This is a genomic window from Actinokineospora enzanensis DSM 44649, assembly GCF_000374445.1.
GTDB classification, from domain to species: Bacteria; Actinomycetota; Actinomycetes; order Mycobacteriales; family Pseudonocardiaceae; genus Actinokineospora; species Actinokineospora enzanensis.
Genome location: NZ_KB894407.1, coordinates 55,246 through 80,664, shown reverse-complemented (window position 1 = coordinate 80,664; position 25,419 = coordinate 55,246). Strand labels below are relative to the sequence as shown.

Here is a 25,419-nt window from a genome sequence, read left to right as displayed (position 1 = left end):
GGTCGTCCCGACCCCCGCGCTCCGTCTGTCCCGATGCGTGGAGGTTGCTCCGCGCTACCGCGGAGGTCACTTGATCTCGATCATGGAGCACCTCCCTCGCCAGTGTCCGCCCCGGCTCCGGCGGTCGCCGGGAACCTGGTCTCGACCCACACGCCGGTGGGCGTGTCGGGGTCGAGGGCGGTGCTCACCGCGACCGACTCGAAGCCGCGCACCACGGCCTCGGTCTCGTCCGCGGTGAAGTAACGGGTGTCCACCGACATGGTGAACTCGATCGCAGGATCGCCCAGCGGGTCGACTGTGTTGTCGACGTGCAGGTACAGCTTCTGCCGAGGCATCCCCGGCTCGTCTTCCCAGTGCACTTCGGACCGGTCCACAGCGGACGCCAGCTCCGCCACCGTCGGGTCAAGACCCACGGCAGGCGCGCGATCGGACTTGCGGCGGTCGTTGTAGAAGCAGGAGAAGTCCACCGCCTCGCCGCGCGAGGCGATCACCCGGTCGACCACCTCGTCCTGCGCGTCCGGGTCGTAGTAGGCGTGCTTGTAGGCGTTCATGGTGCTGCGCGCGGCCCGCGCCACGGCCTCACCCAGCGTCACGTCGGCCACGTCGATCAGGTAGGGGCTGATCTGCACGATCGTGCTCACCGAGTCGGCGAAGCCCGGCCGGAACCGGTTGCTCACCATCAGCATCGCCATCACCGGATTGCTCGCCCCGGCCCGCGCCAGCGCCACCGCGAAGCACGCCAGCAGCACCGGGGAGGTGCTGATCCCGGCCCGGCGAGCGATCGCGTCCACGGCCAGCCGGGTGGCGGGCGAGCGGAACCGGACCATCCGGAAAGTGGGATCCCGGTCCTCCCGGGGCGGCCCGAAACGCAGGGGTGAGACGGTTCGCAACACGTGTTCCAGATATCGCAACGAGTTCGCCGACTGCCGCAACGCCGCCGGTTCCCGCTGGGACCGCGCCTGTTCCAGCGGTTGCACGGCCGTGACCGGCGGCAGGGTCGCCGGGTCCTGTCCCAGTTCGCCGATCAGCACCTCCAGCCCGCCCGCGTCCAGCGACAGGTGCAGATACACCACGACCATGTGGGTCGACACGCCGTCCCGCCGGACCACGGCCGCCCGCACCGGCCACTCGTGCTCGTAGTCGAACGGCACCGACGCGTACCGCTCCTGCACGGCCGCCGCGACGGCCGCGGGCGACGACGACTCGAAGACCTCCAGCGTCAGCTCGCCCGAGGTCGACACCCGCTGCCGGGGCCGTCCCGGCGTGAGCACCAGCCGGGTCCGCAACGCCTGGTGCCGTCCCACCAGCGCGCCCAGCACGCCCGCGACCGATTCCACCTCGATCCCGGGCGGCAGGGCCGTCGTCCCGCCCATGGTCCGGGACTCGCCGGACCGCTCGATCGCCTGCCAGATCCCGATCTGTCCCCAGGTCAGCTCGGCCTCACCCGAACCCCGGCCGTGGAACGGGACGGACACGCGCTCGACCGGGTCGGGGACGGGGCTCACCATCCGGGGCTCTTGAGCACCGCGCGCACGGCTTCCGCCAGCTGCGCCCGGGTCGGCTGCAACACCACGTCCAGTTCCGGGACGGCGCCCACTATCGCCCCGTCCGGTCTGGTCACCCGGCGCGGCGGCGCGGTCAGCCGCATCTCCTCCGCCGCCGTGGCCAGGATCTCCGCGCCCATGCCGCAGGACCGGTTGGAGTCGTCGAACACGACCAGCCGCCCGGTGCGCGCCACCGACTCGGCCAGCCCGGTCCAGTCGAACGGGTACACCGACCGCGGGTCCCACACCTCGATCGACGCCTCGGCGGCCAGCTCGTCCGCCACCGCGAGCGCCTCGTGCACCAGGTGGCCCAACGCCACGACCGTGACGTCGGTTCCGGCCCGGTGCACCCGGCCGGAACCCAGCGGGATCGGTCCGAGATCGGCGTAGTCGACGTCCTCGCGCACGGTCAGCGACGCCAGCGGCCCGAAGAACACCACCGGGTCGTCGTCGCGGATGGCCGTGGTCAACAGTCCGTAGGCGTCGGTGGGGGTGGCGGGCAGCACGGTCTTCACGCCCATGTGCGCGAACAGGCTGTACGGCTGGTCGGAGTGCTGCGCGCCCCACCCGGGCCGCCAGCCCGCGGCGGGCATCAGGTAGGTGACCGGGACGCTGCGCTGGCCGCCGCTCATCAGCAGGAACTTGTTGGCCTGGTTGGTGATCTGCTCGAACACCAGCAGCAACAGGAACGGGATCTGGAACTCCACCACGGGACGGCGACCGGCCAGCGCCGCGCCGGTGGCGAAGTTGGTGAAGCCCTGCTCGGTGAGCGGCACCTCCACCACCCGGTCGGGGCCGAAGCGGTCCAGGAACCCGGCGGTCACGTTGGTGAGCGCGAAGTTCATGTCCTCGCCGAGGACGAAGACCGACTCGTCCCGGGTCATCTCGTCGCCGAGGGCGCGGTTGAGCGCCTTCAGGTAGGACAGCTTGGGCATTCCTCCCCCTTTCCCCGTGTGCGGAGTGCTACAGCGAGACGCCCGCGCGGGGTCGGAACCCGTCGGCGTACATGTGGTCGGTGGCGTCGGCCGGGTCCGGCCGCGGGCTCTCGACCGCGAACCGGACGACCTCGTCCAGCTCGCGCTCCACCTCGTCGTCGATGCGCGCGCGGACGTCCGCGGCCACCCGGGCGGCCTGGATGTCGAGCGGGTCGCGCAGCCGCCACTCGTCGATCTCGGCCTGCTCCCGGTACTTCAGCCGGGTCTTGAGCTCGAACGTGTGGTGCCCGTGGTAGCGGTAGGTGCGCATCTCCAGCAGCGAGGGACCGCCACCGGAGCGAGCGCGCTCGACCGCCTCGGACACCGCCGCGAAGACGGTCTCCGCGTCCTGTCCATCCACTGTGGAGGACGGGATGCCGAACGCCTCGCCGCGCCCTGTGATCGTACCGGAAACCGCGGTCTGAACGGGAAGTGTCGTGGCGTATCCGTTGTTCTCGCAAATATAGACCACCGGCAGGTTCCACAGCCCGGCCAGGTTGAAGCCCTCCAGCAGCGCACCCTGGGTGACCGCGCCGTCGCCGAAGAAGCTCATGACCACAGTGGACTTCCCGGCTTTCACCGCCGCCCAGGCGATCCCGGCCGCGATGCCGGAACCGTGTCCCACCGTACCGGTCGCGTTGTAGACGTTCGCGGAGAAGTCCGAGGGATGGAACGAGCCGCCGCGCCCCTTGTCGATCCCGGTGACGCGCCCGGCCATCTCGGCCATCACCCTGGCCGGGTCGCAGCCCTTGGCCAGCAGATGCCCGTGGCCGCGGTGGCTGGACAGCACGATGTCGTCGGGTTCCAGGGTCGCGCAGGCCCCGGCGGACACGGCCTCCTGGCCGATGCACGGGTGCACCCCGCTGACGATCTCCCCGGACTTGACCAGGTCGACCGACCGTTCCTCGAACCGCCGGATGAACCGGATCATCCGGTACAGCGCGACGCTGTCCGGCGCGGTCATCGGGCGCCCCCGAGCGCGGCCAGCACGTCGCCGGGCCACCGCGTGGAGTCCTTGCCGTGCCGGTTGATCAGCGCCATGGCCAGTCGTTCGAGTCCGAACGCGACACATGAGGTGTGCGCGGGGGCGCCGCCCGCGGTGATGCCGAAGGTCTCGCCGAAGTGTTCCTTGTGGTAGTTGGCCGAGGCCACGGCCTGGACCGTGCCGTCCGCCAGCGGCACGCGCAGCTCCCACTTGAGCTCCTGCATGCGTTGCGCCGCCTGGTAGACCTTGCGGCCGGGACCGAAGAACGGGTCGTCGGCGACCTCCACCGACACCGCCAGGCCCAGCTCGGTGAACCAGCCCTCCACCTGTTCCAGCCGCGCGGCCCGCCACTTGAGACAGTCCTCGTCGGTGGCCACGGTGACCAGCTCCAGCATCCGGAACGAGCGCAGCCGTCCCGGTTCGCTGGTCGCCTCCTGCCGGAAGCAGGACGCCTCCACGGACACCTTCGCAGGCTCGTCGAGAGTCCGGTCGGCGAGCGTGGCGTAGACGGGGTAGCAGGCGGCGGGCAGCAGCACCAGGTCACCGATCTGCTGCTGCGCGTACCACTCGCCGCCCTCCTCGACCAGCGGCTTGAGCCGGGCCCAACCGCTGGGAGTGCCGCCGTAGCCGTGCACGGTGCCGAGCAGGTTCGGGAACGCCTGCACGTACCCGGCGCGCTCGATGGTCTGCCGGGAGATCACCGGCGGGATCACCAGGCGCTGGAACGGCTCGTCCGCGGCCAGCGCGGCGACACCCGAGCGCAACAGGTCGATCACCCGCTCGAACCCGGGCGGGGACAGGTAGACCCCGGGGACGCCGGTGCCGAGCGGGAGGTCCGTCTCGCCGAGGTTCACCATGGTCGTACTCCTTCGTCGGGCCAGCGGTGCGCGCGGACCCGGTAGTCGTCGATCCCGGCCAGCGCGACCGCGGCCGCGTAGCCGGTGGGCGCGGGCAGGTCCCGCACCCGGTAAGGGCCGTCGGCCTGGCGGACCACCGCCCGCCCGTGCACCGGCAGCCGCAGCCCGGGGAACAGCCGCCCGCCCGCGGCCTTCACGCACGCCTCCTTGCGGGTGAGCAGCCCGGTGAAACGGGTGGGCCGCTCGTGCGGCGGGCAGTCGGCCACGTGCCTGGCCTCGTCGGCCGGGTAGTAGCGGTCGGCGGTGCGGCCGACGTCCAGGCCTTCGTCGACCCGCTGCAGGTCGACGCCGATCGCGCGGCGGGCGGTGCAGGCGAACATGGCCAGCCCGGACGAGCGGGACAGGCTCACCCGCAGCCCGTCGACCTCGGGCTTGCCGTGCCTGCCGATCCGCCAGCGGACCCGGTCGGGCGCCATGCCGAGCACCCGACCGGTGAGCAGCCGCGCGGCCCCGTGCGCGGCCACGAACTCCCGCCGCCGCAGCGGGTCCATCTCGTCCGCGCGGCGCCGCTCGCCCTCGTCCAGGGAGGCTGCCAGCTCGCTCATCAGCACCGGGGGCAGCGCCGAGTCGACCAGCCAGACGCACACGGTGTCGGCCTCGCTCATGCTGCCACCCCGACCGGATCCGCGTCCATAGTGGATTTCGCAGCACTCTTGAAGTCCACTGTGGATAGACAAAGCAGACCGTGCGACGGCTCGTGGTCGGCGAGCACGACCAGCCCGTCGGCGCGCCCGGCCAGGTCCGCCCAGATCCCGGTATAGGGCTGACCGGCGTCGGTCACGACGTCGACCAGGCCGGGCGCGGCGGCGGCCAACCGGGCCGAGCCGACGACCGTGACGTCCTCGCGATCGCCGGACACCCGGCCGATCTCCGCCAATAACAGGCCAGGCAGCCGCTTGGCGTCCACCCCGGTGTGCTGACGACCGGCGACCGGCGCACCGTCCGAACCGGACTCCAGGCGTAACACGACAGCGGTGTGCCGGTCGGGTATCGGCGCGGGCGCGAGCGGTTCGTAGTGCAAAGCGGACTGTTCCACCACGAACACCAGCGCCCGCGAGCAGTCCGGTGTGCCCAGATAGGACCCGGCCAGTCGCAACGCGGTGAACGCCGCGCCCGAGCCCTGGTCGCACACGGCGAACGCGTTGGGCTTGCCCGGACACCGGTCGCTCAGGTAGCACGCGGTGGCACGGCCCAGTCTCAGGTCGTGCATGGCGAACGCAACGATCAGCAGGTCCACCGGCTCGTCCGGGCCCACGACCGCGGGCAGCAGCCGCTCGGCCATCTCGCCGAACGAGTGCCCGACGCCCGCGGCCAGCAGGTCCTCGCGCAGCGCCGTCCCGTACGGGCGGACCAGGTCCGCCAGGAACGGGCGCAGCGCCGGGTCCAGCGCGGTCGGCGAGGTCTCGTCGAACACCCGGGACAGCGCGCCGACCAACCGGGCCGGTGGGGCGGGCGCGCCGGGCGGGCCGGAGCCGAACATCACTCGTCCGCGACGGTGTGCGTGGCGATGTAGCGGGCCAGGGTGCCGACGGTCTCCAGGTCGCCCTGGTCGATCTCCTCGACGTCGATCTGGATCTCCAGCTCGTCCTCCAGCTCCAGCAGCAGCTCCAGGGTGCTGGCCGAGCTCAGGCCGAGCCCGGCGAACAGCGTCGTGTCCGCGTTCAGTTCCGGGACGTCCCGCTTGAGCACGCGCGGCAGCAGCTCGCTCATGCTCGCGGTCACCCTGTCCCGCAACGCGGTGACATCGGCGGTCTCGGCTGTGACATCGGACTCGACTATCTCCACAGACCCCACGGGTCCTCCCATCAGAACTAGTGCTCGAAGACCATCGCGGAGAACGTGGCGCCCAGTCCCGCGGCGCCCACCAGGTACCGGTCCCCCGGCCGCAGCAGCCCCCGGTCCAGGGCGGTGCGGTAGTTGAGGAACGGGTCGGCGGCGAAGCTGTGCCCGGTGACCGGCACGTTGTCCAGCACCACCCGCTCCACCGGGTAGCCGATGCGTTTGGCCACCCGCCGCCAGGAGACCGCGTTCACGTTGTGCGGCAACAGGACCGCCATCTCGGCCAGCGGCGTCCCGGACCGTTCCACCGCGGCCAGCAGCACCTCGGACAGCAGCGCCGGGTACTCGTTCTGGAAGCGGAGGGCCAGTGTCGGGTCGACGACCAGCCTGCCGTCGAAGTCGCCGCGGATGCTGGTGGTGTAGGAGACCAGACGGTCGCGTGGGCCGTCCGCGCTGATCAGCGCGGCGGCGGCGCCCTCGCCGAAGACGGCCGTCTCCGGGACCAGCATGGCGTCCGGGGTGAACGTCTTCTCCCCCGACACCACCAGCGCCAGCGCGTCCGGATCGGGGTCGTCGGCCAGCATCCGGCCCGCCACGTCGATCGCCAGCAACCCGGTGGCACACGCCTGGTGGGTGACGGTGAACGACAGCGCGTGGTCGAGGCCGAGCTTCCCGCACAGCTCCCGCAGCGGGTCGTACGGGTATGGCACGGCGGCGGGCATCCCGCGCGCGTAGATCACGTACCGCACGCGGTGTTCGTTGCCGCGCAAGGTTTCCAGGCCGGAAGCGGCCGCCAGCAGCAGGTCCAGCACGGTGCCGTCGCGGTCCAGGCAGATCCTGTCCAGGCCGTGGAAACGGCGGAACAGGCGCACCTGGCGTTCGGTCAGGCCGACCCGGTCGGCGAGCTCCTCCAACGGGACGAGATCGGGCGGCAGGTACGTCGAGACCTCGGCCAGCGCGGTCATGCCGACACGCCGGTGGTGGCCGCCGGGTCCAGCGCCGCGGCGACCAGGACGGTCTCCACCTCGGTGAGCAGCCCGAGCGCGTCGGCGGGCGCCACCCGGTGGGTGTCGGCGGTGAGGCTGAAGCGGACCGCGGCGGGCTCCTCGTCGACGTCCAGATAGAGCAACGGGTTGTCCACATCGGTCCAGCTCACCCACTCGTGGGTGGTCCGTTCGCGCGCGGCCAGGATCTCCTCCGGCTCCGGCGCGACCAGGAAGCGCTCCTCGCGGCCGGGCGGGCGACGGTCGTTGAAGTAGGTGTCCATCTCGACCGGGCCGCCCAGGTCCGCGGCCACCGCCTCGACCATGGCGGCACGCCGCTCCGGGTCGTAGTAGGCGTACTTGTAGGTGACCATGGTGGCCTGCCGGGCGCGGTGCACGGCTTCGTCGAACGGCACCTCGGCCAGGTCGACCATGAGCGGGCAGGTCTGCGCCATCGTGCTCACCGAGCCGAGCAGGGACTGCCGGAACCGGTTGTTGACCGCGATCTGGAGCACGACCGGGTTGTTGCCGACCGTGCGGGCCAGCGCGGACGCGTAGCCTGCGAGGAGCACGGGCGAGGTGTCGGTGCCCAGCCGGGCGGCGATGGCCTGGGTGGCCAGCAGCGCGGCGGGCGACTCCAGCGACAGGGTGCCCCAGCGCGGTTCGCGCCGGTCGTCCGACTCACCGTCGACCCGTCTTGGCGCGACGGCGCGCAGGACCCGCTCCCAGTAGCGCAGCGCGGCCTCGCTGTTGCGCAGCACGTTGGGCTTGCGCTGCTGCTCGGCCAGCTCCAACGGCTGGGTGCAGTCCAGCGGCATGGTCGGCCCGCCGGTCTTGTGGTCCATAGTGGACAGATCGGCGATCATGGCCTCCATCCCGTGCGCGTCGATGGCCAGGTGGTTGTACACCGCCACCGAGTGCGTCGCGGCCCGGTCGGCGCCTGCGACCACGACGGCCATCCGCACCGGCCACTCGTGCTCGTAGTCGAAGTCGGTGTCCGCGTAGCGGCGCCGGACCTGCTCGGCCACCTCGGCCGGGTCGTCGATCCCGGCGTCCACCACCTCCAGGGCGATCTGCCCGGACTCGGACACCCGCTGCCGGGGTCCGCCGTCCGCGCCGTCGAAGCTGAGCCGGGTGCGCAGGGACTGGTGCCTGCCCATCACGTAGCGCAGCACGGCGACCGAGTCGTCCACCGTGGACCCCGCGGGCAGCGGAACGACGCCGCCCATGGTCTCCGAGCGGCCGGTCTTGACCACCACCCGCCACACGGTGCGCTGTCCCCAGGTCAGCTCGCCGACGCCCGAGCCGGGGCCGCGGAAATCGACGAGGATCCTGTCCGTCATGCTGCTGTCTCCCCGCCGGAATGTAGGTCTCCGGGGCATTGTCGGCAGCGCGAAACGGGAGTGTCAATACTCCACTCGGCACCCTCTTTCATCCGACCACCGGTTCGCCGAGATTGTTCGTGACGGGGTGCGGGCGGTGCGGTACCTTGGCGCGCAACCGGTGTTGTGGAGGTCGCGCGATGGCGCTTTTCGAAGAGATCGCCGGAATACTCCGAGAGGTGGTCGGCCCGTGCGGCGGATGCCCGCCGGAAATTACGCCGAATGCCACCCTGGAGGGCGATCTGCGGTTCGACAGCCTGGATCTGACCGCCGCGAGCGCGGCGCTGGCCCGGCGGTTCGGCCCGGCGGTGGACCTGGCCGGGCACGTGCGCGGGCTGGGGCTCGACGAGATCATCGGATTCACCGTGGGGCAGGTCGTGGAGTACGTGGCCGACCGCTCGACGGTGTCCGCATGAGCCGGTTCCTGTTCGTCGTCCCGCCGCTCGCCGGGCACGTCAACCCCGCGCACGGCGTGGGCCAGGCGTTGCTCCGGGCCGGTCACGAGGTCGCCTACGTCGGCCCGGAGATGCACCTGCGCCCGCTGTTGGGCGAGAACGCCCTGGTCTTCCCCACCGGCACGCGGCTGCACCGCCCGCAGTCCGACCACGGCCTGGCCGCCATCCGGTCGGTCTGGGACCGGTTCATCGTCCCGTTCGCCAAGTTCAGCCTGCCCGCGGTGGAACGCGCCGCGACCGAGTTCCGGCCGGACGTGCTGGTGGTCGACCAGCACTCCCCCGCGGGCGCGATCGCCGCCCACCGGCTGGGCCTGACCTGGGCGACCCTGGCCTGCTCGACCATGGACCTCGGCGAGCCGCTCACCGACCTGCCGCGGGTGCACGCCTGGCTCACCGGGCGCGTGCAACATCTGTGGGACAAAGCGGGACTCCCGGCCGACGAGTACCTCGACCTGCGGTTCTCCCCCCATCTCGTACTCGCCAGCACCACCGCCGCGCTGGCCGGTTCCGGATTCCCGGACCGGTTCCGGTTCGTCGGGCCGATGCTGGCCGAGCGCCCCAACCAGCCGGACTTCCCGTGGGAGTGGCTCGACCCCGACCGGCCGCACGTGCTGGTCTCGGTCGGCACCCTCGCCGACGACGTGTCCGAGCGGTTCCTGAGCGAGGCGGTCGCGGCACTGACGCCGCTGGACGTGCAGGCGGTGTTCGTCGCCGAGAACCTGCCCGACCTGCCCGGACACCTGATCGCGCTGCCCCGGGTCCCGATGTTGGACCTGCTGCCGCGGATGGACCTGGTCGTCACGCACGGCGGTCTGAACACCGTGTGCGAGTCGCTGGCGCACGGGGTCCCGCTGGTCGTCGCGCCGATCCGGCACGACCAGCCGATCAACGCCAACCAGGTGGTCGCCGCGGGCGCGGGCGTGCGGGTGGGGTTCGCCCGCGCCGACGCGGGCCTGCTGCGCGCCGCGATCACCGAGGTACTGGGCGGTCCGGGCTACCGGGTCGCCGCCGCACGCGTCCGGGAGTCCTTCGCCGAGGCGGGCGGCGCCGCCGCCGCGGCCGCGGCACTCGCCGGTCTGGTCACCGAGGAGCCGGTCAGCACCGGCCTGAGCAGGAGCACGTCATGATCGAGGTCAAGGGACTGCGCAAGTCCTTCACGCTGGGCAAACGGCGCAAGACCCGCACCGTCGAGGCCGTCCGCGGCGTCGACCTGTCGGTGGCCGAGGGGGAGATCTTCGGCTTCCTCGGCCCGAACGGCGCGGGCAAGACCACCACCGCCCGCATCCTGTGCACACTGCTCGACCCGGACGACGGCGACGCCGTCATCGCGGGCGCCGACCTGCGGAAAGACCCGGCGGGCGTGCGCGCACGGGTCGGCTACGTGCCGCAGGGCGGGACGACGACGGACGAGGTGACCGCGCGCGAGGAACTGGTGCTCCAGGCCCGAATGCACGGCATCCACAAGGCGGAGGCGGTCGAGCGCACCGAGAAGGCGCTGGCCGCGTTCGAGCTGACCGAGTTCGCCGACCGCCAGTGCCGCACCTACTCCGGCGGCCAGCGGCGCCGGGTCGACATCGCCATGGGCATCATCCACGAGCCCAAGGTGCTGTTCCTGGACGAGCCCACCACCGGCCTGGACCCGCAGTCCCGCGCCCACCTGTGGGACGAGGTCCGGCGGCTGCGCGACGGCGGCATGACCGTCTTCCTCACCACGCACTACCTGGAGGAGGCCGACGCGCTGTGCGACCGCATCGCGATCATCGACCACGGCGAGATCGTCGCCCTCGGCACGCCGACCGAGCTCAAGCACGGGGTGGCCGGTGACGTGGTCACCGTCGGCCTGAACGGCGCCGCCCCGCGCGCCGCCGAGCTGCTCGACGGCCGCGACTACGTGCGCAAACTGGAGATCGCGCCGGAGGGCCTGCGGCTCTACGTCGACGACGGCACCACCGCCATGCCGCAGATCATGCGCGCCCTGGACGGCGGCGAGATCACCTTCGACACCGTCGAGCTGCACCGGCCCAGCCTCGACGATGTGTTCCTGATCAAGACCGGCCGCTCGCTGCGGGACAAGTAGGAGACCCCGGACATGAAGTTCCTCCGTGACACGTGGCTGGTCTACCAGCGCCAGATGCTGCTGGTCTGGCGCACCCCGGCCCGGTTGGTGATCGGTTTCGTGCAGCCCATCGCGTACCTGGTGCTGTTCGCCCCCCTGCTCAAGCAGGCCCTGGCCCCGACGGGCGCGCAGACCTACGCGGACGCGTACCGGATCTATGTGCCGGGTCTGCTGGTGGTGTTGGTGCTGCTCAGCGGCTTCTTCGCCGGGTTCGGCCTGCTGGCGGAGCTGCGGTCGGGGGTGATCGAGCGGTCCAGGGTGACCCCGGTCAACCGGGTCGCGCTCATCCTGGGCCGGGCGTTCTCCGAGGTCACGACGCTGATGGGGCAGGCGGTGGTGATCACCCTGGTGGCGCTGCCGTTCGGCCTGACGGTGCATATCGGCTGGCTGCTGCTGGCCTACGTGATGCTCGCGTTGATGGCCCTGATGGCGTGCGCGCTGTCGTACGCGATGGCGATGCTGATCCCCTCGCCCGCCGCGCTCGGCCCGTTGATCAACAGCGTTTCGCAGCCGTTGTCGCTGCTCTCCGGCGTGCTGCTGCCGCTGACGCTGGCGCCGGGGTGGCTGGTGACGATCGCCGAGTGGAACCCGATCTACTGGACGACGAACGGGACCCGGGCGCTGTTCACCGGCAACCCCGGGGACTCGGCGGTGTGGATCGGCATGATCGTGGTGGTCGCGCTGGCGGCCCTGACGGTCACGTGGGCCACGAGGATGTTCGCCCGCCAGGTGCGGTGATCCTTACCCCGCCAAACGGGCCCTCGACCTCCTCGGGTCGGGGGCCCGTTTCCTACGTTCTCCCTGCTCAGCGCACCCCCACCGCCCCGGAACCCCGAAGTCGATCTCCACGACCGCCACCCACACAGACCCCCGCCCATCCCGGGGGGACGACCCCTTTACAGCCTAGTGGATCTTGCGGCTTGTCAAGAGGGGGTGGCCTGGGGGTGTGGATGGTTCCGGGTGGTTGTGGACAACCTGGATCAGCAGGTCAGGGGCATGATCGCGGGATCGCCCGGCTGAGGTTCACCCGGCCGTGGGGAGCCGCGCCGGGTTATCCACAACCGGCCGGAATCATCCACAGACCCCGACCACCCCCTCTTGACAAGCCGCCGAATGGACTAGGCTTAATCGGGGTCAGCCCCCTGGGTGGGCGGGGTCTGGAAAGTGGTCGGAATCGGCGGAAGAAATGGGTAGCGGAAATGGCCCGGACGCCGCTGGGGCGCCGGGCTCTTCCGTTTTCGGATCAGGTCCGGATCAGATATGGATCAGGTGCGCCAGAGCACCGGGCAGTAGGTGGGGTCGGTGTAGTCGGGCAGGCCATCGTCGTTTCGACGGACCAGCACGTCATGGTTGTAGAAAACGGGTGTGCCGTCCGACTTCAGGTACGGCCGGAACCGGTTGTCCCCGTCCTGCAGGTGCAGCGAGATCGCCCGTCGCGGCAGGTCCGCCAGGTTCGCGCCGCTGCCGTGGTAGGTCTTGCAGTGGTGGAAGCTCACGTGCCCCTTGGGGATGTTCATCGGGATCTTCGACACGCTCGCCCCGTTGTGCGCCGCGTTGGCCGCCAGCAGGTCCTCCAGCTCCGCCCGGTCCCGCTGGGCGAAGTGCCGCGTCGAGTCGTCGCCGGGGATCTCGCCCCAGGCGTGACTGCCGTCGACCATGGTGATCGTGCCCATGCGGACGTCGCAGTCGTGGAACGGCAGGAACGCGGTCAGCATGCGCTCGGACGTACAGGTCTGCCAGTAGTGCCGGTCCATGTGCCAGGGGACCTGGTTGGACTCCTCCTCCGGGCGCGGCGGCTTGTAGATCAGGGTGCTCTGCCAGATCCGGATCTCGTCCGCCCGCGCCAGCCGCGCCGCGACCGCGCCGAGCAGCGGCTTGCGCAGGATCGCGGCGATCTCGTCGCTCTCGTAGTGCACGTAGTCGTTGTGCCGCTGGACATCCCCCTTCTCCGGGGTCCAGTACGCCAGGTTCGGCGGGCGCAACGGTAAGCGGCGGTCACGGTGGCCCGCGTAGAACCGCTCGGTCGCCTCCTGCAACGCGTCGATCTCGTCGTCGGTGAACAGCTTGCGCGACAGGTACCAGCCGCGGGCGGCGTACTCGGCGACCTCGGCGTCGGTGGGTAACAGCGCGTGCTCGGCCTCGGTGAGGACGAACTGGTCGGTGACGGTCACTGGGCGGGCTCCTCTGCCTTGGCCCGGGTCCGCTCGCGCTCGACGGCCTGGTACAGCGCCTTGATGTTGGCGCTGCCGAAGGTGAGCGCGCCAAGGCGCTCGATGAGCTCGAAGAAGATGGTCCGGCGGGGGTGGGTGGTCTGGGTGAAGATCTGGAACAACTCGCCCTCGTTGTCCTGGTCGACCAGCACGTTGAGCTCGCGCAGCGTCGGGATCGGCACGGCGACGTGGTCGACCCGCTCGGCGAGGGCGTCGTAGTAGCCTGCCGGGGTGGTCAGGAAGGTGACGCCGCGGTCGGACAGGGTACGGACCGCGGTGGCGATGTCGTCGGTGCGGAACGCCAGGTGCTGCACGCCGGAACCGTGGTGGGCGGCCAGGAAGTCGTCGATCTGGCCGGGCTCGGCGTCGGTGTCCGGCTCGAACAGGGTCAGCGTGACCTCCTTGGAGATGCTCTGCACCACCTTGGAGTTCATCGCCTGGCCGCCGATCTCGATGCGCTCCTCGAAGATCTGCTTGAAGCCCAGCACGTTCTCGTAGTAGTCGACCGTCGGGTCCAGCTCGCCGCCGCCGACCACCGCCGCCACATGGTCGATCGCGTCCAAAAGGGACAAGGTGTCCTCAGCCGTGTCCTTCCCCGCTTCGGACACGTCCGCACCCGCGAACAGCTCGCCGGGCCGGACGAAGACATGCCCGACATCGCCGAAGCCACCGACCCGGCCGTCGGTCACGACCGCGCCGCGGGTGACCGCCTCGGCCAGCGCGGCCGCCGGGTCGTCGGTGGACAGTGCGATGGTGGCCAGGCCGTCGCCGTGCTCCACGACGTAGCCCGCGGCCGGGTGCGAGTCGTCCAGGGCGGAGGTCACCACCAGCCGGATGTCGCCCTGGCTGAGCAGCACCGAGCGGGCGCCGGGGTGCTCGCGCAGGTGCCCGTGCAGCCGGAAGCCGTACTCGGCGCGCAGCCTGGCGGACACCGCGTCGGCGTCGCCGACGTAGAACTCGACGTGGTCAATCGCGTGAACGTGCATTGTGGACCTCTGGGATGCCGGTGGTTGGCGGTTACGCCGCCGGGGTGGTGGTACGGGTCAGTCGGGTGCCTGGCGCGCCGATGAGCAGGCTGACGTTGTGGCCGCCGAAGGCGAACGAGTTCGACAGGGCGGCGCGGACGGGTCCCGGTCGGGCCGCGCCGCGCACGTGGTCGAGCGCGCACTCCGGGTCCGGGTCGTCCAGGTTGTGCGTGGGGGGTAAGAGATTCGCCGTGACCGACAGGGCGGTGACCGCGGCCTCCACCGCGCCGGAACCGCCGAGCATGTGCCCGGTCAGGGCCTTGATCGAGCTGACCGCCGGGGTGTCGGCGCCGAACACGGACCGGACGGCGACGGCTTCGGCGGCGTCGCCGAGCGGCGTCGAGGTGCCGTGCGCGTTCACATAGTCTACATCGGACGGTGCCAGTCCGGCATCGGTGATCGCCCGGCGCATCGAGGCGATCGCGCCCGCGCCGTCCGGACGCGGGGTCGTCGGGTGGTGCGCGTCGGTGGTCATGCCCCAGCCGCTCAGGCTCGCGTAGCCCGCGGCGCCGCGGGCGTCGGCGAACTCGGCGCGTTCCAGCACCAGCACGCCCGCACCCTCGCCGAGCACGAAACCGTTGCGCCGCTTGTCGAACGGCCTGCTCGCGGCGGTCGGGTCGGCCCACTTCCGCGCCAGCGCCCAGGCATTGGCGAACGCGGCGGCCACCGTCGGGTGCAGGGCCGTGTCGCTTCCCCCGCACACCACCACATCCGCCTCGCCGCCGCGGATGAGCCGCAGTCCCTCCGCGATGGACTGCGCGCCCGCCGCGCAGGCGGTGGCGATGGCCGAGCTGTAGCCGCGGATGCCGTGCTTGATGGCGATCCGCGCGGCCGCCATGTTCGACAGCATCCCGGGCAGTAGATACGGGCTGACCTTCGCCCGGCCGCTCGCCCGCCGCAGCGCCGCGTACTGCTCGTAGGTCTCCAGGCCCGCACCGCCGGAGGACACGACGACCGCGACCCGTTCTGGGTCGACGTCGGTGCCCACGGTGATCCGCGCGTCGGCCAGCGCGTCGTCGGCGGCGGCCAGGGCGAACAGCACGAACCGGTCGACCGCGCGGGCCTGCTTGGCGTCGAGCACCTCGGTCGGGTCGATGTCCGGCGCGATGCCCGCGACGTCCAGCAGCCCGGCCAGCGGGTGTCCCGCTGGCGGGGTGACCAGGCCCGACCGTCCGACGCACAGCGCGTCGAACACGTCGCCCGGCTTGCGGCCCAGCGGCGTGACCAGGCCGATGCCGGTGATCGCGGCGGCGGGTCTCATCGCGCCGCCTGCAGGTACTGCTCCCGCAGGGCGACCTTGCGGACCTTCCCGGTGGGACCCAACGGAATGCGCTCCTCGTCGACCACGACGATCTCCCGCAGGGTCGCGGCCACGTCCGGGCCGAGCGCGGTCCGGATCGCCTCCGCGCGGTCGGCGCCGGGGTCGGCGGCCGGGTCGAGTTGCAGCAGCACGTCGGTGACCACGCCGTCGTCGGTACGGACCGCGACCACGGTGCAGTCGGCGACGTCGGGGCAGGCGTTGAGCACGCGTTCCTCGGACAGCGCGGTGTGCAGCCGTTTGCCGCCGCCGAGGTCCACCGAGTCGACGAGGCGGTCGACGTGGTAGAAGTAGCCTTCCTCATCGCGGTAGACCAGGTCGCCGGTGAGAAAGTAGCCGCGCACCCTGGTCCGGTGGGTCGTCACCGAGTCGTTCCAGTACCCCGGCGACAGGGTGGGCGACCGCGTGCCCAGCTCACCCACCTGTCCGGCGGGCAGCTCGTTGCCGTCGGGGTCGAGCACCACCGGCTCGGCGAACGCGTGCGCGCGGCCGATGCAACGGCCGTAGCGGTCGGTGTCGGTGGTGTGCGTGATGAAGAAGTGCGAGTGGCCCATCTCGCTGGAGCCCAGGCCGTCGATGAACGCCGAGCCCGGCCTGCGGACCCGTCCCTCCCTTGTGGACACGGTGCGGTAGCCGTGCGAGATGAGGCGGCGGATGTGCGCCTCGTGCGCGCAGTCGCCGGTGTTCCACCATAGCGACACCGAGTCAAGGTCGCGGCCGCGCAGGTCGGTCTTGGCCATCTCCGACCAGGTGGCGGCGAAGCCGAGCACGCAGGCCGGGCGCCAGCGCTCGATCGCGTCGACCACCGCCGGGCCGGTCTGGGTGGAGATCGCCAGCAGCTCGCTCTCGCTGGACAGCGCCAGGTTGAGCGCGATGAGCGTGGCCGCGTGCGGGGCGGGCAGCACCGACAGGATGCGGTCGGTGCCCTGTGCCTTGGGCATGCGCAGCCGGTGGTGGATGGCCGCGTAGAGGCTGGCGTGCGAGTGCAACACGGCCTTCGGCACACCGGTCGTCCCGGACGAGTGCGTGATCGCGACCGGGTCGTCCCGGAAGAACCGGTACGGCTCGGGAGCGTCGTCCGGGTTCGCCGCGCCGAGATCCTCGATCGGGGCGAGCAGCGTGAGCCCGTGCGGCGCCAGTGCTTCCCGGCGGGCGGCGTCGGCGAGCACGCCGACCGCCTTGAGCCTGGTCACGTACAGCGCGGTGATCTCGGGCGCCAGCCTGGCGTTGATCAGCGCGGGGATGGCACCGAGCCGGGCCAGGGCGAGGAAGGTGAGGATGTTGTCGGCGGCACCGGTGGCGGTGACCGCGACCGGGTCGCGCCTGCCGATGCCGAGCGCGTGCAGCGCGGCGGCGCGGGCGCGGACGCGTTCGTCCAGCTGCCGCACGGTGAGCGCGGTCCACGCGGGGATGTGCTCCACCGGGGTGTCGAAGGTGAACGCGGGCCGGTCGTGGCCGGAGTCGAGTCCCATCAGGGTGGTCAGGACGTTGCCCGCGCCCAGGTCGGGGTCGCGGGCCAGTCGGGCCCGGATGTTGCTGGCGGTCATGCCCGTCCCCTCGCCGTGACCAGGACGGCCGCCGCCCGGTCGCTGTCACTTGCCCCGCTCGCCTGCTCGGCGACGATCACCAGCGCCGCGTCCGCCTCGTCCGCGGCGAACAACAGCCCGGCGGACGCCATGGCGTCCGCCATCGGTTCTCCGGTGGGGCTGGTGCACACCACCGGACCGGTCATCCCCCACCGCGAGGTCACATACCCGACCACGGCGTTGGGGTTGGACTGGAAGAACAACAACGGCGGCACCCGTTTGCCCGCCGCGAGCGCCGCGGCCACGGTGTCCGCGGTCGTGACGTCCCCGCGCACGCTCGCCAGCACGACGGCGGTCCGCCCGATCGTGGCGGGCGGTGCACCGTAGTAGCCGCGGAGGCAGCGTTCGGCGACCTCGGCGACCAAGGGGTTGAACGTGGACACGACGAACCCGGCGATCGCGGGCAGTGTGTCCTCATCGGACTCCGGCCACCGCGCGCTCGCAAGCACGGTCGGCCCGTCGTCCACAGTCGGCACGGTGGGCACCGTGGGCACGGTGACCACGGCCAGCCGCGCACTCGCCCCCGCCCCGAGCGGAATCGCTTCGGCCCGGGGACCCGGGGTGACCTGTGCGGTGGATTCGCCGGGAGACAGGGTGGTGCTCATGCCGCCTCCAGCAACAACGCCGTGTTGGCCCCGCCGAAGGCCGCGTTCACCGTCAGGGCGTAATCCGGTCGGGTGAACCGGGGTTGGTCGATCACCAGGTCCAGCGCGCACTCCGGATCCGCGCCCAGGTAGCCCGAGTTCACCGGCAGCGTGCCCGAGCGCAGGGCGTGCGCGGTGACCACGAACTCCACCAGGCCGGACGCCTCCAGCGCGTGTCCGTGCGTGGACTTGGTCGAGCTGACCGGAACCGAGTCGAGCCCCACCAGCCGCAGTGCGGCGACCTCGGCGGCGTCGTTGAATTCCGTTCCGGTGCCGTTCGCGTTGACGTAGCCGACTTCCGCGGCCGTCACCCCGGCACGGGACAGGGCGGTGCCGATCGCCCTGGCGAGCCCGGTGCCGTCGGGTTTCGGCTTGCACACGTGGTAAGCGTCGCCGCCCCGGGCCCAGCCCGCCAGCCGGGCCAGCGGCCGCCCGGTGGCGACCGATGTGGACTCCAGCAGCACGGCCGCGACACCGTCGCCGAGCACCATGCCCTGCCTGCCCGCGCTGAACGGCCGCACCCGACCATCGCGGGCCAGTGCGCGGCCCGCGTCGAACATGGCGAACGTGGCCGGTTCCACCAGGTACCCGGCGGCGACCAGGACCCGGTCGCAACGCCCGGTCACGATCATCGTCGCCGCGTCCGCGAGCGCGGAGGAGGCCGCGACGCAGGCGCCGGTGTAGACGCGGGCGACACCGGACACACCGGTCCGCGTGGCCACCTCGGCGGCCAGCGCGGCGTTGCCCGCGTCGGCGTGCGCGGCGAGCAGCAGCGGCACCGACGGCAGGCCGCCGCGTGCCTCCTCGATCACCGCGACCAGCTCGTCGGCGAGCACCGGGTCACCCGCCAGGGTGGCGGCGTGCGTGGTGCGGCGGCCGTCCGTGCCGAACCGGGTGACCGGGGCGAACGCGGGCACCCCGGCGAACGCGTCCCCCAGCAGGGCGATCTCGTCGCGGCCGAAGGCCGTGCGCGCCGCCATGCCGGTGACCGCGACCGCTGCGTCAGCCATCGCCGCGCGCCCGGTCCAGCGCGGTGGCCAGGGTGTCGACCGCGCCGGTGACCGTGCCCATGCCCGCGAACACCTCGTCCGACAGCTCCAGCTCCACGCCGTAGCGCTGCTCGACCTGGGCGACCAGCCAGGTCAGCTCCAGCGAGTCGAGCACCTCGCCGACCTGGTCCGGGCCGCGGTCGCCGAACCCGGCGAGCATGGCGACCACCTGGTGGCGGTCCGGTGGGGTTGGCCCGCCCATCTCAGGACGCGACCTCGGCCGTCGACTCCACAGTGGACAGCCGAGCGGCGAGCGCCCCGACGAACTCGTCCAGCGTCATCAGCGCCAGCGACTCCATGTCGTCGTCGCCGAACTTGATGTGGTAGGCGTCCTCGATCTGCACCGCCAGGTCGGCCAGCGCCAGCGACTCCAGGTCCAGCCCGGCCGGACCGAGGTCGGTGTCCCCGGTGACCTCGCTGACGTCGTAGTTCATCTCGCGCAACGCGTCGAGCACGAACTCCCGCAACTGCTCCTGCATGGCCGCCTCACCCTTCTCCGTTGTTCCGCGCGGCCCCGCTCGCGGCATCCGCGAGCACGGCGGGAACGCGCACGATCTTCCCCGTGGCCGTGCGGGGCAGCACCGGCAGCACGACCAGCTCGCGCGGTCGTTTGAACGGTGCGAGCTGCTCGGCCAGCGCGGCCTTGACCTCGTCCACCGTGCCGCCGTCGACCAGGCTCAGGTACGCCCGGACGCCTGCGTCGTGCAGCACGACGGCCTCGCGGACCGCGGCCAGCCCGGCGATGGTCTGCTCGACCTCGGTGAGGTCGACCTTCAGCCCGCCGATCGACACCTGCGAGTCCAGCCGACCGCGGATGGTCACACGGCCGGTGTCGGGGTCCAGGTCGGCGGCGTCCTTCGTGCACAGCCAGCCATCCACGAACCGCGTCGGGTCCGCGAGCCCGACGTACGGCGAGGCGGGCATGGCGATCCACAGCTCGCCCTCGCGGAGCTGGAACCGCATGCCGTGCGTCGGTTCGACCGCGGGACGCAACCCGCCGGACAGGTCGGTCGCGATGACCCCGATCTCGGTCATCCCGTACATGGTCCCCAGCGGAACGCCGAACCTGTCCCGGAACTTCTCCGGAACACCGGGACGGACCAGCTCGCCCGCCACGATCATGCGGCGCAGCTGCGGAAGCGGCGTCGGGTCGGTGGACGACGTCAGCAACTCGGCGTGGAACGGGACGCCCAGCACGGTCGCCGGGGTGTCGCCCGCGGCGACCGCGGCGAGGATGCCGTCCGCGGTCAGTCTGCGCGGGAACACCAGCTCGGCGTGCGCGTGCAGGGCGTTGAGCAGACCGCCCACCAGGCCGAGCACGTGCACGATGGACGCCAGCAGCACCACCCGCTCCCCCGCGCGGGGGAAGTCCGAAAGGCGGTCGTAGCGGTCCAGTTCGTACGCCAGGTCGGCGGCCGTCCGGGCGATCACCTTGGACGCGCCGGTGGAGCCGGAACTGAACTGCACCAACGAATGCGCGGTGGTCGCGGCCCGGCCGCCCGGACACGCGGACACCTCGGTGACCACCTGCGCGTAGCCGCACAGCCGGTGCCCGGTGATCTCGACGGCGTCGACCAGGTACTGCGCGCCGATGCGGTCGAGCGCGCCGTCGACCTCGTGCCGGGTGAGCCGGTGGTCGAGCAGGCTCACCTGCGCGCCGATCCGCCAGCCCGCCAGCAGGTAGCCGACATAGGCAAGGGACGGCGGGAGTCGCAATGCGACAGTCCCGCCCGCGACCAGGCCCGCGGCCCGCAGCTCCGCCTCGCGCTCGGCCACCAGGGCGCGCAACGCGGACCGGCGGACCGGGTCCTCGAAGCGCAGGCAGACCTCGTCGTCCTGGCCCGCGAGCAGCAGGTCGTCGACCAGGGCCCGGCCGTCGCCGGGCGCATTCGCCCAGGAAAGATCCACGCCGGTCATCGGTTCCTTCGCATTTGCACCGGAGACTTCGGCTACGCCGATCGCCGTATTGATGTCATTTCCTCTTGCTGACTGACCGAAACAATCGCATATGGAGCGAAGAGCGTCAAGGTCGGCCGAAAGGGCTAATTACGCACACTCGTGCCGACTCTTCAGCAGGGCCGCCACCTGCGGGTATACCGTGAGTGGACGCATGAGGACAGAGCGGTACGGCGACCGGGTGGTGATCGTTGCGCGGTTTGCGGGCTAGCTATTGGAAATCATGGTCAGCGGATGACAGGATATCGCGGCGGCATTCCACCGAATGGACCAAACAGAAGGGACCAGCGTGAAACCGGTACGCGTGGCGGACTACATCGAACTGGCGGAATCCACCCTCGCGGGCGATGTCCTGGGATATGTGGCAGGCGGTTCTGGCGCGGAGTGGACACTGCGCCGCAACCACACGGCCTACGCCGACCTGCGGCTGCGGCCGCGCGCGCTGGTGGACGTCGAGCACTGCGCCACCGGGACCACGCTGCTCGGCACCGATCTGGCCGCGCCGCTCGGGGTGGCCCCGATGGCCTACCACCGGCTTGTCCATCCGGACGGTGAACTCGCGACCGTCCGTGCGGCCGGAGCCGCCGGGGCGTTGTTCGTGGCAGGCATGTTCGCCAGCACCGACCTCGCCGAGATCGCGGCGGCCGCGACCGGTCCACTGTGGATGCAGCTCTACTGGCTGCGCGACCGGGGCGCGCTGCTGGATCTCGTGGGCCGGGCGGAGGCCGCGGGCTACGGCGCGCTGGTACTGACCGTCGACACGCCCAGGGTGGCGCGGCGGTTCCGTGACCTGCGCAGCGGTTTCACCCTGCCGCCGGACGTCCGCGCGGTCAATGTCGACCCCGCGCTGATGGCCGCCAGCCATGTCACGGAGGCGGGCACGTCCGCGATCGAACGGCACTCGCGGGAGCGGTTCGATCCCACGATCACCTGGTCGGACCTGTCCTGGCTGCGCGAGCGCAGCACGCTTCCGCTGGTGCTGAAGGGAATCATGACGGCCGAGGACGCCGAGCTGGCCGTCGAGCACGGCGTGGACGGGATCGTCGTGTCCAACCACGGCGGCCGCCAGCTCGACGGCGCGCCCGCGACCGTCGAGGTGCTGCCCGGCATCGTCGACGCGGTGCACGGCCGGATGCCCGTGCTGGTCGACGGCGGCGTGCGCACCGGGACGGACGTGCTCAAGGCGCTGGCGCTGGGCGCCGACACGGTCCTGATCGGCCGTCCGGTCCTCTACGGACTGGCACATTCGGGGGCCGAGGGCGCGCTGGACGTCCTCACCCTGCTGCGCGACGAACTGACGGAGGCCATGGCCCTGACCGGCAGGACCGCACTGGCCCGGGTGGACCGCACGATCCTGGCCTGACGAACGAACACCCAACGCTGACTCTTCCACTGTGCGAACCGAACCGACCACGCCGCCCGGGACCACTCACTCCCGGGCGGTGTGGGCGGCGACGAACCCGGCGAACCGGCGCACGCCCTCGCGCAGGCGCTCCGGTTCGACGTAGCTGCACGACAGGCGGAGCTGGTCGAGCCCGCCGCCGTCCAGGTAGAAGGTGCTCATCGGGGTCCAGAGCACACCGAACTCCCGCGCGGACCGTTCCAGCGCGGCGTCGTCGGCGACGAAGGGGACGGTGACCACCACGAAGAACCCGCCGGTCGGGCTGTTCCACCGGACACCGGAACCGGGCGGAAAGTGCTGGGACAGCTCGGCCAGCATGAGTTTCATGTTGTTCCGGTAGAACGCGATCGTGTCCCGGTTCGCCGCGCGCAACGCGCACCCGGACCGCACCAGCATCCCGCCGATCGCGGCCTGGCTGAGCGCGGAGGTGTTCACCGTGGTCATGCTCTTGATCTTGGCGAGCGACTCGGCGAGCGGCTCGGTGTGCCCGTCCCGGGTGACGACGTCCTGGTCGGCGAGCACGTAACCGACGCGCGCGCCGGGGAAACAGGACTTGGCGAACGAGCCGATGTAGATGACGACACCGGCGGTGTCAAGGGACTTCAGGGTCGGGGTGAGCACGTCCTCGGTGGTGAACAGCCCGTACGGGTTGTCCTCGATGACGTAGCAGCCTTCCGCGGCGGCGACCTCGATCAGCTCGCGCCTGCGGTCGACGGGCATGCTCGTCCCGGACGGGTTGGCGAAGTCCGGCACGATGTAGAGCGCGCGCGGCCGCTTCCCCTCCGCCTTCAGCCTGCGCGCCGTCTCGGCCACGCGCCGGGGGTCCGGTCCCGCTTCCGTCTCGGGAACACCGACGAACCCGATGTCGAGCAGGCTGGCCGCGCCGGTGATGCCGACATAGGCCGGGGAGCTGACGAGCAGGACGTCGTCGGGTCCGGTGAACAGGGCCCGCAGGACGAGCAGCATGCCCTCCTGCGCCCCGACGGTGACGACGACCGCCTCGGCCGGGACGTGGATGTCCTCGTCGTTGGCGACGGTGCGGGCGACCAGGTCGTGGATCTGCCCGTTGGTCCGGCCGTACTGGAAGAACGCGGTCCGCACGGCGTCCCGGTCGAAGTCGCGGTCCCGTTCCAGGTGGTCCCGGTACGCGGCCAGGTAGTCGGTGATCTCGGCCGGGTCGAACAGCCCCTCGTAGGGGCGTCCCGGCGCGAACGAGATGGCGTCGGGGAAGCGGTGGGTGACCTCGTTGAGGAACGTCATCGCCGACAGCAGCGGGTCGTCGAGGCTGCGGTGCAACTCCTCGGCCCGCAACGACATCCGCTGCGGCAAGGCGGCGGGCGCGTCCTGGATGTCGGTCATGCGCCCTCCGTCCCGAATGCCGCGCGCAGGCGGGTGGCCGCGAGCGAGACGGCCTCGGCGGCGGCCGGGAGTTCGCCGAACATGGCGAAGAAGCCGTGGGCCATGCCGGGGAACCGAGTCAGGTGGGTGGGCACACCCGCGTCGGACAGTCGGGCGGCGTAGCGCTCGCCCTCGTCGCGCAGCGGGTCGTACTCGGCGGTGATGATCGTCGCCGGGGGCAGACCGGAGTGGTCGGCCGCACGCATCGGCGAGGCGAGCGGGTCGGCGCCGTCGGCCGGGTCGGCGAGATAGTTGTTCCAGTACCAGGCCACCGACTCCCGGTTGAACAGGTACCGATCGGTGTTGTCGCGCATGGACTCGGTGTCCGAGCCGTACTCGGTGTTCGGGTAGACCAGCAGCTGGTGGACCAGCAACGGCCCGCTCTCCCGCGCCGCCAGCGCGACTGCGGCCGCGAGGTTCCCCCCGGCACTGTCCCCGCCGACGGCCACTCGATCGGGGTCGATCCCCAGCTCGGCGGCGTACGCGACGACCCAGCGCACGGTGGCGTGGCAGTCGTCCACGGCGGCCGGGAACTTGTGCTCCGGCGCCAACCGGTACCCGACCGCGACGGTCGCGCACCCGGCGGCATTGGTCAACCGCCTGCAGATCGCGTCCGCCGTGTCGATCGTGCCCAGCGTCCAGCCCCCACCGAAGAAGTACACCAGCACCGGACTCGGCCCCGCCGCACCCGGCCGGTAGACGCGCAGCGCCAGCTCCCCGCCCGGCCCCGGCACCACCCGCTCCTCGACGGCCGCCACCGCCTCCGGCACGCCCGCCGCGTCCCGGATGGACCGCAGGTCCTCGTCCCGGGCCTGCTGGAGGGTCATCTCGTAGAGCGGGGTGACCCGCCGCTCGGCCCGCCGCTCGCGGTACCGCTCGAACTGGGGGTCCAGGGGCATCGGTTCTGCTCGTCTCCCGGGGAGGGGACGTGGCCACCCAGGCTCGGCGGCCACGTCCGCTGTGTCTGCTAGCGCTATCTGGCCACTCAGGCCTCGCGGACGTTGCGCATGTCAGACCCCTCCCTCCGCTGGTCGATCCTCGACGGGACCGCCGATTTTCGCGTGAGCATATGGCGACCCCGCGATTCCCGTCGATACGCCAAAAGGCGCCATCGCGTGACTAGGCCGAATGGACATATACGTCCATAGTGGATAGACGGTGGACGAACGGCGGACCGGACTGGGCCACCCGGACCAACCACCCGGACTACTCCATCCGAGCGAGCGCACCGGTCCCCACCTGGGCTGATCGGACCAGCGGATCGTTCTTTCGTCCACACAGGACAATCCGGACCACCCGGTTCGCAACGGACGCCGATCGCCACATTGGTTCAGTCCAATCGCCACAGTGGACAACTAACCAACCGATTCCGACCGCTCCACTTACCCGCTCCCGTCCATTCCCCCGCCGCTTTTATCCACAGGCCGACTCCCCGGAGAGTCGCGAACACCACTCACCTCCGCACTCCTCTCCGCCCGCTCCCACTCGCCCGTGATCGGCAATGGTCTAAACCAACACCCGGTCACCCCGGAGCTGTCCACAACCAAGATCGACAACCACCCGCCACCCCGCCCACCCCGGTAGAATGGATCTCGGGGGTCCCTCCCGGGGTTGTCCACATCCCGCGAAACCATCCCCAGGCCGAGCGCAGCGCTTGACGAGCCGCCGAGCGCCCGGACAAGCCGGCCTCCCGGCG

Annotated in this window: 25 protein-coding genes; 5 read left to right on the top strand and 20 right to left on the bottom strand. The window is 71.5% G+C overall.

From position 1 onward, the window contains the following. Positions 1-80: 80 nt before the first annotated feature. From C503_RS38645 to C503_RS0108550, 9 genes are read right to left on the bottom strand one after another with little or no spacing between them, the layout of a single operon-like run. A complete protein-coding gene (locus C503_RS38645) occupies positions 81-1,508 on the bottom strand; it encodes a condensation domain-containing protein (RefSeq protein ID WP_018681782.1) in 1,428 nt (475 codons plus the stop codon). Continuing rightward, positions 1,502-2,479 carry an alpha-ketoacid dehydrogenase subunit beta gene (locus C503_RS0108585; RefSeq protein ID WP_018681781.1) on the bottom strand — a complete coding sequence of 326 codons (978 nt, stop codon included), beginning with the start codon at positions 2,477-2,479 and terminating at the stop codon, positions 1,502-1,504. Before C503_RS0108585 ends, C503_RS38645 begins: the two co-directional genes overlap by 7 nt. A gap of 28 nt (positions 2,480-2,507) precedes the next feature. Then, complete coding sequence (locus C503_RS0108580) at positions 2,508-3,482, bottom strand: thiamine pyrophosphate-dependent dehydrogenase E1 component subunit alpha (RefSeq protein ID WP_018681780.1); 975 nt, start codon at positions 3,480-3,482, stop codon at positions 2,508-2,510. Further along, on the bottom strand, positions 3,479-4,360 hold the full coding sequence (locus tag C503_RS0108575; RefSeq protein ID WP_018681779.1) for a class-II aminoacyl-tRNA synthetase family protein: 882 nt from the start codon (positions 4,358-4,360) through the stop codon (positions 3,479-3,481). The genes C503_RS0108580 and C503_RS0108575 overlap by 4 nt, the downstream gene beginning before the upstream one ends. Beyond that, positions 4,354-5,025, bottom strand: coding sequence for a 4'-phosphopantetheinyl transferase family protein (locus C503_RS38640; protein ID WP_018681778.1), 672 nt, complete (start codon positions 5,023-5,025; stop codon positions 4,354-4,356). Before C503_RS38640 ends, C503_RS0108575 begins: the two co-directional genes overlap by 7 nt. After that, the gene (locus C503_RS42660; protein WP_018681777.1) at positions 5,022-5,900 is read right to left on the bottom strand and encodes a hypothetical protein; all 879 of its coding nucleotides are present in this window, start codon (positions 5,898-5,900) and stop codon (positions 5,022-5,024) included. Before C503_RS42660 ends, C503_RS38640 begins: the two co-directional genes overlap by 4 nt. Beyond that, positions 5,900-6,214: a phosphopantetheine-binding protein gene (locus tag C503_RS0108560; protein WP_169514515.1), complete on the bottom strand. Its 315-nt coding sequence runs from the start codon at positions 6,212-6,214 to the stop codon at positions 5,900-5,902. Before C503_RS0108560 ends, C503_RS42660 begins: the two co-directional genes overlap by 1 nt. 17 nt (positions 6,215-6,231) lie before the next feature. Further along, positions 6,232-7,164, bottom strand: a complete 933-nt coding sequence (locus tag C503_RS0108555) for a 3-oxoacyl-[acyl-carrier-protein] synthase III C-terminal domain-containing protein (RefSeq protein WP_018681775.1) — start codon at positions 7,162-7,164, stop codon at positions 6,232-6,234. Next, positions 7,161-8,525, bottom strand: a complete 1,365-nt coding sequence (locus C503_RS0108550) for a condensation domain-containing protein (RefSeq protein WP_018681774.1) — start codon at positions 8,523-8,525, stop codon at positions 7,161-7,163. Before C503_RS0108550 ends, C503_RS0108555 begins: the two co-directional genes overlap by 4 nt. A gap of 179 nt (positions 8,526-8,704) precedes the next feature. On the opposite strand from C503_RS0108550, the gene C503_RS0108545 reads away from it, so the two are divergent. Genes C503_RS0108545 through C503_RS0108530 form a run of 4 tightly spaced genes read left to right on the top strand, consistent with a single transcriptional unit; the run spans position 8,705 to position 11,873 of the window. Beyond that, positions 8,705-8,980, top strand: a complete 276-nt coding sequence (locus C503_RS0108545; protein WP_018681773.1) for an acyl carrier protein — start codon at positions 8,705-8,707, stop codon at positions 8,978-8,980. Beyond that, positions 8,977-10,146, top strand: a complete 1,170-nt coding sequence (locus tag C503_RS0108540) for a glycosyltransferase (protein WP_018681772.1) — start codon at positions 8,977-8,979, stop codon at positions 10,144-10,146. The genes C503_RS0108545 and C503_RS0108540 overlap by 4 nt, the downstream gene beginning before the upstream one ends. Continuing rightward, positions 10,143-11,096 (top strand): daunorubicin resistance protein DrrA family ABC transporter ATP-binding protein, encoded by a 954-nt coding sequence (locus tag C503_RS0108535; protein WP_018681771.1) that lies wholly within the window; start codon positions 10,143-10,145, stop codon positions 11,094-11,096. Before C503_RS0108540 ends, C503_RS0108535 begins: the two co-directional genes overlap by 4 nt. A gap of 12 nt (positions 11,097-11,108) precedes the next feature. Further along, positions 11,109-11,873: an ABC transporter permease gene (locus C503_RS0108530; protein WP_018681770.1), complete on the top strand. Its 765-nt coding sequence runs from the start codon at positions 11,109-11,111 to the stop codon at positions 11,871-11,873. 527 nt (positions 11,874-12,400) lie between these two features. Here C503_RS0108530 and C503_RS0108525 read toward each other — a convergent pair. Genes C503_RS0108525 through C503_RS0108485 form a run of 9 tightly spaced genes read right to left on the bottom strand, consistent with a single transcriptional unit; the run spans position 12,401 to position 20,884 of the window. Then, positions 12,401-13,306 (bottom strand): phytanoyl-CoA dioxygenase family protein, encoded by a 906-nt coding sequence (locus C503_RS0108525; RefSeq protein ID WP_018681769.1) that lies wholly within the window; start codon positions 13,304-13,306, stop codon positions 12,401-12,403. Further along, complete coding sequence (gene hppD / locus C503_RS0108520; protein WP_018681768.1) at positions 13,303-14,331, bottom strand: 4-hydroxyphenylpyruvate dioxygenase; 1,029 nt, start codon at positions 14,329-14,331, stop codon at positions 13,303-13,305. Before hppD ends, C503_RS0108525 begins: the two co-directional genes overlap by 4 nt. A gap of 31 nt (positions 14,332-14,362) precedes the next feature. Beyond that, positions 14,363-15,631, bottom strand: a complete 1,269-nt coding sequence (locus C503_RS38635; protein ID WP_018681767.1) for a beta-ketoacyl-[acyl-carrier-protein] synthase family protein — start codon at positions 15,629-15,631, stop codon at positions 14,363-14,365. Then, entirely contained in the window at positions 15,628-17,235 is a 1,608-nt protein-coding gene (locus tag C503_RS0108510) for a class I adenylate-forming enzyme family protein (protein ID WP_018681766.1), read from the bottom strand. The genes C503_RS38635 and C503_RS0108510 overlap by 4 nt, the downstream gene beginning before the upstream one ends. After that, positions 17,232-17,879, bottom strand: a complete 648-nt coding sequence (locus C503_RS0108505) for a beta-ketoacyl synthase chain length factor (RefSeq protein ID WP_018681765.1) — start codon at positions 17,877-17,879, stop codon at positions 17,232-17,234. Before C503_RS0108505 ends, C503_RS0108510 begins: the two co-directional genes overlap by 4 nt. Next, positions 17,876-18,928, bottom strand: coding sequence for a beta-ketoacyl synthase N-terminal-like domain-containing protein (locus tag C503_RS0108500; protein WP_018681764.1), 1,053 nt, complete (start codon positions 18,926-18,928; stop codon positions 17,876-17,878). Before C503_RS0108500 ends, C503_RS0108505 begins: the two co-directional genes overlap by 4 nt. Then, positions 18,921-19,169, bottom strand: coding sequence for a hypothetical protein (locus C503_RS0108495; RefSeq protein ID WP_026316095.1), 249 nt, complete (start codon positions 19,167-19,169; stop codon positions 18,921-18,923). Before C503_RS0108495 ends, C503_RS0108500 begins: the two co-directional genes overlap by 8 nt. Before the next feature lies 1 nt (position 19,170). Then, complete coding sequence (locus tag C503_RS0108490; protein ID WP_018681762.1) at positions 19,171-19,446, bottom strand: acyl carrier protein; 276 nt, start codon at positions 19,444-19,446, stop codon at positions 19,171-19,173. A 7-nt stretch (positions 19,447-19,453) separates the two neighbouring features. Further along, positions 19,454-20,884: a class I adenylate-forming enzyme family protein gene (locus C503_RS0108485; protein ID WP_018681761.1), complete on the bottom strand. Its 1,431-nt coding sequence runs from the start codon at positions 20,882-20,884 to the stop codon at positions 19,454-19,456. A 328-nt stretch (positions 20,885-21,212) separates the two neighbouring features. Here C503_RS0108485 and C503_RS0108480 point away from each other — a divergent pair, with 328 nt between their 5' ends. Next, positions 21,213-22,286, top strand: coding sequence for an alpha-hydroxy acid oxidase (locus tag C503_RS0108480; protein ID WP_018681760.1), 1,074 nt, complete (start codon positions 21,213-21,215; stop codon positions 22,284-22,286). Between the two features lie 66 nt (positions 22,287-22,352). Here the strand turns inward: C503_RS0108480 and C503_RS0108475 are convergent, their stop codons facing one another. Continuing rightward, entirely contained in the window at positions 22,353-23,684 is a 1,332-nt protein-coding gene (locus C503_RS0108475) for an aminotransferase-like domain-containing protein (RefSeq protein ID WP_018681759.1), read from the bottom strand. Further along, a complete protein-coding gene (locus tag C503_RS0108470) occupies positions 23,681-24,622 on the bottom strand; it encodes an alpha/beta hydrolase (RefSeq protein ID WP_018681758.1) in 942 nt (313 codons plus the stop codon). Before C503_RS0108470 ends, C503_RS0108475 begins: the two co-directional genes overlap by 4 nt. Positions 24,623-25,419 lie beyond the last annotated feature (797 nt).